Below are 7,226 nucleotides of genomic sequence, written 5' to 3' on the forward strand. Positions count from 1 at the left end.
CGGCCCGTCCTATCCGCGGACGGACGAGCTTCGGCGCAATGGTCAACCAGCTGCGCTTCGTTCGAGATCACCACAAGCACATACAAAGGATCGCCGTGGTCACAGACTCCCACTTGGGCGACGTCGCAGAGCATTTAACGTCGCACTTCGTGGCAGCGGAGATCAAACACTTCCCCGGTGGGCGGGCCGAGGAGGCACGACGATGGATCATCAACGGCACGTAATGCTTTGACGTAGCGCTCTGCGGAGGAAAGCCCCGGCGATCCACTACGACCTGTTGGCCAACGCGCGGAGCGCGCGGAAAACCGCACCGAGCTACCAGAACCCCAAGCACAGGGTTCACGCCGATCTCAGGCGATTGGCTGCGGGCGCGATCGGAGAGTCCGCACCCGCAGCGGTCCACAATCGCCTTTCAGTGACGGTGGGGGGCCGTCACGGCAACCTGATCCTCTGCCGTTGAAATCGGCAGTGCCGCAGGAGATGTGGGGCACGATCGCCGACAAGCTGGACCAGGTCGAGCAGGATCCGCGAACAGTGGCGCGATTCGTTGCAGGTGATCGCTGAGTTCCTCGCCGGCTGCCGCTACACGCAATGGCGGTCCTCGCTTCCACGCCGAGGAGGTACCACCGTGTGTCGTGCCACCACCGACTCCCATCCTGCGCGGTCGACACGCCTTCGTTGTCCAGTTGTTTCGCGATTTGGCCGAAGCTCATGCCGGGGCGGGCGGGGCTCGAACCCGCGACCAACGGATTTGCGGGCCGTGGTTCTCGTTGAGTCTCGTTGGTTGTCGAAACTGTTGGACTGCAACAGGATTCGCTATCCAGCAACAATCAATGACAACCGTTGAAAGGTAACGAAACTGGTCATTCCCGCTGAACAGGCGCCGACCGCAACAGGTTTGCCCGTTTGGCCCCCCGGCGACGTAATCGCCCCATGAACGTGGCCGTGGCGGGCCGGCCACCCCGACCGCTGCGATATTAGAGCGGCGCCTGGGCTGGGCAGTAGTGCTGGATCGACCTCTCGACGAAGCGGGTCGCGGTGGGAACTGACCAGTCGGGGTGCATCCGCCTGATCTGCGCGATGGCGTTCCACATCGAGCCGCCGGCAAGGAACATGCATACCGCGTGTCCCTCTCTTATCGCGGCATCCTGATCCATTGAGATGCCGTCGCCGGTGATCGCCGTTATGAATTGGTCGTCGTTTGGGCTCATCCAGTCCTCCTTGACCGCTGGGGTGATCAACCGATCCATGCTTGGTCCGCCGTGCTGAGCCGCATCAGTAACGAACTTGTGTTGCTGGTCGCTGAAGGCATTCGCAGGAGCAGCGCAGCCGATTGAAGCGGCCGCTATTACCGCAGTAGCGAGAAAAGCCTTGGTATGCACGACGAGAGCGTAGGCGACCAACCTCATGCCGGTGGGCGGAATACCGCCAAGAGTTATATGCGGCCTTCCTGCTGGCGGCGCATCATCTCATCGAGTCGACTGATTCTGCGCACTTCGGAGTATCCCAACCGTGAGCGCGCCGCCGGAGTTAAACCGAACTCCACCTCAAGCTTACGGATCCCGCTGTCCAACCGCGAGGGTCGACTTCGTCAACGCAACGGCCACTGCCCTTACCCCGCCGGCCTTCCTTGAAGTGGTGATGCACAAGGCATTCCGCCGCCTCGTGGAAAACGATGTAGAGGTCAGTGTCGACACCGGGCTGCGGGCTGCCGAGAAGCTGCAGTCCATTTTGGATAAGCACGATCCGGTCGAAGACGTCGCCGACATGCGCCGTCAGGTCAACCAAATCCTCCACGCGGTGAGATCCACGGTGCCGCTGGAAATGTGGGGTGCGATTGCCGACAAGCTGGATCAGGTCGAGCAGCATCCGGAGGCGCTCGATGGTGACATCGAGGATTTCGACGAAGACGAAGACGCCTACGATCCCACCGAGTTCGCCGAGGACGAGGATGAGTTTTGACCTCGGTAGCGCCCGCCGTCACCGAGGGTGATGGGGACCGCTGCCTGTGTTCACGATGCGGTCAGGGACGCCCGCTGGGGCGACGGGGCGAGGCAGTTCATTTCTGTGGATGCCCCATCCCGTTGAGTCCTGTTATTAGCCCCGTTGCCGGGAGGGTCGGATGAGTCTGCGGGACCAGATGACTGACCGTTGGCAAGCAAGGGTTGTGCCGTGCGGATCACAACGCCTTACGTTTGAGGAGAATGGTTGAGGAGGAAGCGGTGGATCATCCGATTCCCGACGTTCCGGTGAGCATCACGATCTTGGTGGTCTCCGTGGCTGTCGTCTTCACCGTGTGGGTGCCGATGATCATCTATCGCGCTGCGCAACGCCATGGCCGTTCGACCCGTGAGTCGCTCAGGCTGGCGGGTGTCCTTATCGTCGTGTTCGCGGTCTGGTTCGGCTTGTCAGCGGGATACACCCGAGTGGAGGCTCTTCACGATGGTCCGGACCGCCCGCCTTGGCTGGTGTACGTGTTCTTCGCGCTGATCGTTATTGGACCGATTGCGGTGGCGCGCTCGTCGTCGCTGGATGAACTGTTGGCCGACCGGCGAACGCTCGCCGAGCTGAACATCTCACAGACCGCTCGCTGGTTGGGATGCGTGTTCCTGGTGTTGAAGGTCGGCGGTCAGCTTCCGGGCTTCTTCGCCTACCCAGCAGCGTTCGGTGACATCGCTGTCGGTCTGACTGCCTGCGTCGCCGTGATCGCCCTCATCTGGTCGACGTCGACCAGTATTCCGATTGCGTGGTCGGTGCTTGGCCTTCTCGATTTCATCGGCGCGGTGGGAACCGCATTCCTGGCGACCCAAACCCTCGCCATAGTGCACACCGACCCACCGACGTCGGTGTTCACCCAATGGCCGATGGTCCTCTTTCCGGCCTACCTGGTGCCCTTCTCGATCATTCTGCACATCACCACGATCCGCGTGCTGCTGGCAAACCGGAGGCGTGCTCGGGATGTACATGCGTCCGTGGCCGCATCGCTGTGACGGTGGAACTTCGACGCAAAAACCCCGTGTCATCGTGTTGCGCAGCGCGATTGAGGCTAATGACGGGTTCTTGTTCAGCAACACCGGAGATGGCGTGGTCGCCGCGTTCGCCTCGCCGAAGTCGGCGGTTGATGCGGCGGTCTCTGCGCAGCGGGCGCTGGAGTTGCCGGTGCGGATGGGGTTGGCGACCGGTGAGGCCGAGCTACGCGACGGGGACTATTTCGGCACGGTGCTTAACCGGGCGGCGCGGGTGATGTCCGCCGGGCACGGCGGTCAGGTCCTGGTGGCTGACTCGACGGCGGGGCTGCTCAGCGGCGTCGATCTCGTCGACCTGGGGCCGCGCCGGTTGCGGGACCTACCGACGCTTATCGGTGTCTTCCAACTGCGTGCCTCGGGCCTGCGCAACGACTTTCCGCCGTTGCGGACCCTGGATCCGAGTCCGGGGAACCTTCGGCCACAGCCGACGACGGCTGTAGTACTAGACCATCCGGCGGCCCAATATTCCTCTGCCCAGATTCAAGCGCATCGGGTTGGTGTCCCGACCATGGAACAACAAGGTCAGGCGCCAATTCTCACTGCGGGGTCGACGGCACGAAATGCAGCGGTGACGGTGTTGATGAAATTCTCCATCGACTGAATACCGGCTCTCCTCGTGACTCCGTCCTTTTCCCTCCAGCGGTCAATACTGACTTCCGCCCGAACAGTCGCTCGAGAGACCTGGTTGAAAGTCACGCTGGCGCTGAATTCGTCACCGGACCCGCCTGTGCCGATCTTGCTCGCGTGCTTGAAGATGATTCGATTCGGGCTCTCCATATGGACACGCATGCCGCCACCCAAGAATGCCGCCTTGACCGATGTGTCGTTAGGAATGAAGTGAGCGAGACTCGCAACGACGGAATCGATCGATGCAGTCGTCATCAAAATCACGTTCCGATCGATCAGCTGCCGCTGCCGCGCGTACTGATCACGGAAGAAGATATTGCGCTTGGCTTTTTTCTTGATCGTGGAATAGACCCAACTAACTCCGAAGAGTCCACCGAAAAACAGGACCGCGAATCCGACGCCTGACATCTTAGCGCCCCGGGTATTGCGTTTGGCCAGGCTGCCCCCAGCTATTCGGCTGCTGCTGGCTAGCGGGCGGCGGTGCGACTCCCGGATATGGCTGCGGTGCTTGCGGATACGCGCCAGTCACCGGTGGTTGTGGCGGCGGTTGATTCCATTGCGCCCGATTCGGCTTGCTCAATCGGTTCTCTAGGGCAGTGAATCCCGCACTCAAACCACGTCCGAGCAGAATCTCGACGCCGCGAATCGCGTACCAACACACCACGCTGGCAACAACAGCAACAGCGATGCCGGCCGCGACGCTGTGCGTCTTGACGCCGACTAGCAGTCCAGCAGCCATTCCAACGAGCACACCGTTGGGAGCATAAGTCAATCCCATAGCTGACTCACTTCGTAGGTTCGGTATTGGGGACTATCAGTATTGAACGAGGCAATACGTGACGTCGTGTGGTTCGTGCGCGAATGTAATATCCACTCGCCCTGGGCAACTCGCATGCAGGTCCACGATATTGGCGATGCGATAAACCGTTTCATCGGACTTAAAATGATTTGTCATCCAGCGAGGTGATCCGTCTCTCGTCGATCTGCATTCGACTTTCTTCAGGTCGTGGCCACTGCTGTAGGCGATCTTCGGTGTTACGCAGTCGCCGATTTCGAACTTCGGGTCGATCAAGCTACCGACGAGCTTGAATCCACCAAACCCTATGATCAGAATTCCGGCAATGAATCCAAGCTTGAGCAGACCACGGTTCTTCGGCGGACCCGACGGATACGGACCCGACGGATACGGTCCCGACGGATACGGTCCCGACGCCTGCGACGCCGGAGTCGGACCGGGACCGACGCTGGGAGCCGCGCCCTCCGCCTGATTCGCCAGTCTCACCTGAGCCAGTAATTGGTGCACGTGCCGCGGCCACGGAAGCCTGCGGACACGCACGAACCAAGCGCCGCCGGCTGCAACCATCGTCACCAGCAGCCAGAAGAACCCGGGTGAGAACAAGAAGGCCAAGAGTGCAAACCCGGCCACGCCGGCAAGCAGATGGAACGGCTGCAGGCTGAACAGTGGGGCACCGCTGTTCGGGGAAGGCTGCTGCGCTGGACCAGATGGCGTTGTGCCCCAAGGCTGCGGCGGCACTACGGGAACCGACGGAAGCGAGTACTGGCCGGCATCGTGGCCGCCAGCGGCGGCTGGCGGCGGCAAGGGCGATGCCGCCGGCCCCACCGGCGGAGGCGGGTCAGTGTGCGCGGCAGGGGTAGGCCCGGCGCCGCTGTATGTGGTACCCGCGGCGAACTTGCTGGGATCGACTACGGGCCGACCGGGCGGCCGCGGAGTGGGCTCAGTCTGTGAGGAAAAGTGCTGGGCAGCTTGACGGCGGTACTCCTGATGGGGATCAATGCTCCCGGTGTCGCTCATTGCGGCTCCTAACCATCCAGCAAAGTCGCATAAATGCGCAAAGACTGAGGAGAGTTTACGGTGACGGCACCGCTACGAATGTCAGTCGTTCGGTTGAATTCACGTCCGTCCGCCAAACGCAAATGTGCCCAATTCCCTGAGGAATTGGGCACATTTGAAACTCTTCGCGATATAGCCTTCGCTACTTGGCCTTCTCGAGCACCTCGACCAGACGCCACCGCTTGGTGGCCGAGGTCGGACGGGTCTCCATCAGCGAGACGCGGTCGCCAATACCGGCCGACTCGTTCTCGTCGTGCGCCTTGACCTTCTTAGTGGTCCGGATGATCTTCCCGTACAGCGGGTGCATCTTGCGATCTTCCAGCTCGACCACAATGGTCTTCTGCATCTTGTCCGACACCACGTAACCGATCACGGTCTTGCGGCTGCCACGCGGCTTCTCGGTGCGCGCGGTGTGCTTGGGTCCCTTAGTTTCTGCCATGATCAATCCTTACCAACCGGCCCGGACGCCAGGCCCAACTCACGTTCACGCAGGATGGTGTACACCCGCGCAATCTCCTGACGCACGGTACGCAGCCGGCGATTGTTTGCCAGCTGACCGGTCGCCATCTGGAAGCGAAGGTTGAACAGCTCTTCCTTCGACTCGCGCAGACGGGTGGTCAGCTCTTCCTCGGTCAGCTCACGCAGCTCGCCGGGCGAAGTTCCAACTGCCATCAGAACTGCTCCTCTCGGGTCACGATGCGTGCCTTGATCGGCAACTTGTGGATAGCGCGGGTGAGCGCCTCGCGGGCGATCTTCTCGTCGGGGTAACTCAGCTCGAAGAGCACACGGCCCGGCTTGACGTTGGCGACCCACCACTCCGGCGAACCCTTACCCGAACCCATGCGGGTCTCGGCAGGCTTCTTGGTCAGCGGGCGGTCCGGGAAGATGTTGATCCACACCTTGCCGCCACGCTTGATGTGCCGGTTGATGGCGATACGAGCGGACTCGATCTGCCGGTTGGTGATGTAGGCATGGCCCAGGGCCTGGATGCCGTAATCACCGAAGCTCACCGAGGTGCCGCCACTGGCGATACCGCGCTGCTCCGGGTGATGCTGCTTGCGGTGCTTGACCTTGCGGGGAATCAGCATGATCAGCTCTCCGTTGCTTCCGACGGTGCGTCGGCAGAAATGGCGGCCATGTCGACCAAGCCCCCGAAGCAATCCCACGTGGCGATGCCGGTAGAAACCGCCGAGCGTCATCGGCCACCGCGTGTCACGGGCGGACACGCGGCCACGGCTATCGAGGCTGCCGACTCAACCAGATCCATATGCCATCTAGCGAAAGCGCGGCACAAACGACAACAGGTTGGACCACACGATCCTGCCTGAGCGAAAGGAAGTGTCCGTTGCCTGAATGATGTGTGATCACTAGCAGAGTCCGGGCGCCGTAATTCCCCGAATACACAAGCCCGGCTTGGACCTACCGCTGCTGCTGCCACCACCGCTCGATGACGAACTTCCGCTGCTTTGCTGCTGTCGTTGCTGCTGCTGCTGGCGTTGCCGCTCCTGCTCAGCCGCAGCAGCCGCCTGACGTTCCTGCTCAGCCGCAGCAGCCGCCTGACGCTCCTGCTCAGCCGCAGCAGCCGCCTGACGCCGCTGCTCAGCCGCAGCAGCTTGCCTATCCTGTTCAGCCTGCTGCTGCGCCGCCTGCTGCTTCTGCTTGTCCTGCTCAGCCTGCTGCTGCGCCGCCTGCTGCTTCTGCTTGTCCTGCTCAGCCTGCTG

At 61.8% G+C, this 7,226-nt stretch carries 10 protein-coding genes and 1 pseudogene; 5 read left to right on the forward strand and 6 right to left on the reverse strand.

What is annotated here, in order from left to right; translation table 11 throughout:
• Positions 1-38: 38 nt before the first annotated feature.
• The gene (locus M2432_RS12525; RefSeq protein ID WP_348536308.1) at positions 39-224 is read left to right on the forward strand and encodes an STAS/SEC14 domain-containing protein; all 186 of its coding nucleotides are present in this window, start codon (positions 39-41) and stop codon (positions 222-224) included.
• 753 nt (positions 225-977) lie between these two features.
• On the opposite strand, the gene M2432_RS12530 is transcribed toward M2432_RS12525, so the two are convergent.
• Positions 978-1,382, reverse strand: coding sequence for a DUF732 domain-containing protein (locus tag M2432_RS12530; protein ID WP_280827125.1), 405 nt, complete (start codon positions 1,380-1,382; stop codon positions 978-980).
• A 130-nt stretch (positions 1,383-1,512) separates the two neighbouring features.
• Here M2432_RS12530 and M2432_RS12535 point away from each other — a divergent pair, with 130 nt between their 5' ends.
• The 3 genes and pseudogenes from M2432_RS12535 to M2432_RS12545 form a co-directional block, all read left to right on the forward strand.
• Positions 1,513-1,962 carry a hypothetical protein gene (locus M2432_RS12535; protein ID WP_280827126.1) on the forward strand — a complete coding sequence of 150 codons (450 nt, stop codon included), beginning with the start codon at positions 1,513-1,515 and terminating at the stop codon, positions 1,960-1,962.
• Positions 1,963-2,204: 242 nt separating this feature from the next.
• Complete coding sequence (locus tag M2432_RS12540) at positions 2,205-2,990, forward strand: hypothetical protein (protein ID WP_280827127.1); 786 nt, start codon at positions 2,205-2,207, stop codon at positions 2,988-2,990.
• Positions 2,991-3,024: 34 nt separating this feature from the next.
• Positions 3,025-3,465 (forward strand): annotated as a pseudogene (locus tag M2432_RS12545) (adenylate/guanylate cyclase domain-containing protein); the annotation flags it as partial.
• Between the two features lie 83 nt (positions 3,466-3,548).
• Here the strand turns inward: M2432_RS12545 and M2432_RS12550 are convergent.
• The 5 genes from M2432_RS12550 to rplP all read right to left on the reverse strand — a co-directional run bounded on the left by M2432_RS12550 (position 3,549) and on the right by rplP (position 6,593).
• On the reverse strand, positions 3,549-4,061 hold the full coding sequence (locus M2432_RS12550) for a hypothetical protein (RefSeq protein WP_280827128.1): 513 nt from the start codon (positions 4,059-4,061) through the stop codon (positions 3,549-3,551).
• A gap of 406 nt (positions 4,062-4,467) precedes the next feature.
• Positions 4,468-5,187, reverse strand: coding sequence for a hypothetical protein (locus M2432_RS12555; protein WP_280827129.1), 720 nt, complete (start codon positions 5,185-5,187; stop codon positions 4,468-4,470).
• A gap of 460 nt (positions 5,188-5,647) precedes the next feature.
• Complete coding sequence (gene rpsQ, locus M2432_RS12560; RefSeq protein WP_280827130.1) at positions 5,648-5,944, reverse strand: 30S ribosomal protein S17; 297 nt, start codon at positions 5,942-5,944, stop codon at positions 5,648-5,650.
• Between the two features lie 2 nt (positions 5,945-5,946).
• Positions 5,947-6,177, reverse strand: coding sequence for a 50S ribosomal protein L29 (rpmC, locus tag M2432_RS12565; RefSeq protein ID WP_280827034.1), 231 nt, complete (start codon positions 6,175-6,177; stop codon positions 5,947-5,949).
• Positions 6,177-6,593, reverse strand: a complete 417-nt coding sequence (gene rplP / locus M2432_RS12570; RefSeq protein ID WP_020101406.1) for a 50S ribosomal protein L16 — start codon at positions 6,591-6,593, stop codon at positions 6,177-6,179. Before rplP ends, rpmC begins: the two co-directional genes overlap by 1 nt.
• Positions 6,594-6,971: 378 nt before the next feature.
• Between rplP and M2432_RS12575 the strand changes: the two genes are divergently transcribed.
• Positions 6,972-7,226: hypothetical protein (locus tag M2432_RS12575; protein WP_280827131.1), on the forward strand; the 255-nt coding region annotated here is incomplete at its 3' end.

It is taken from the genome of Mycobacterium sp. OTB74 (assembly GCF_029892685.1).
Classification (GTDB): domain Bacteria; phylum Actinomycetota; class Actinomycetes; order Mycobacteriales; family Mycobacteriaceae; genus Mycobacterium.

Excerpts from the sequence above, each read along its gene's own strand:
- M2432_RS12525 (WP_348536308.1), top strand. The coding sequence starts at position 39 with ATGGTCAACCAGCTGCGCTTCGTTCGAGATCACCACAAGCACATACAA.
- M2432_RS12540 (WP_280827127.1), top strand. The coding sequence starts at position 2,205 with ATGGTTGAGGAGGAAGCGGTGGATCATCCGATTCCCGACGTTCCGGTG.
- rplP (WP_020101406.1), bottom strand. The coding sequence starts at position 6,593 with ATGCTGATTCCCCGCAAGGTCAAGCACCGCAAGCAGCATCACCCGGAG.
- rpmC (WP_280827034.1), bottom strand. The coding sequence starts at position 6,177 with ATGGCAGTTGGAACTTCGCCCGGCGAGCTGCGTGAGCTGACCGAGGAA.
- M2432_RS12550 (WP_280827128.1), bottom strand. The coding sequence starts at position 4,061 with ATGTCAGGCGTCGGATTCGCGGTCCTGTTTTTCGGTGGACTCTTCGGA.
- rpsQ (WP_280827130.1), bottom strand. The coding sequence starts at position 5,944 with ATGGCAGAAACTAAGGGACCCAAGCACACCGCGCGCACCGAGAAGCCG.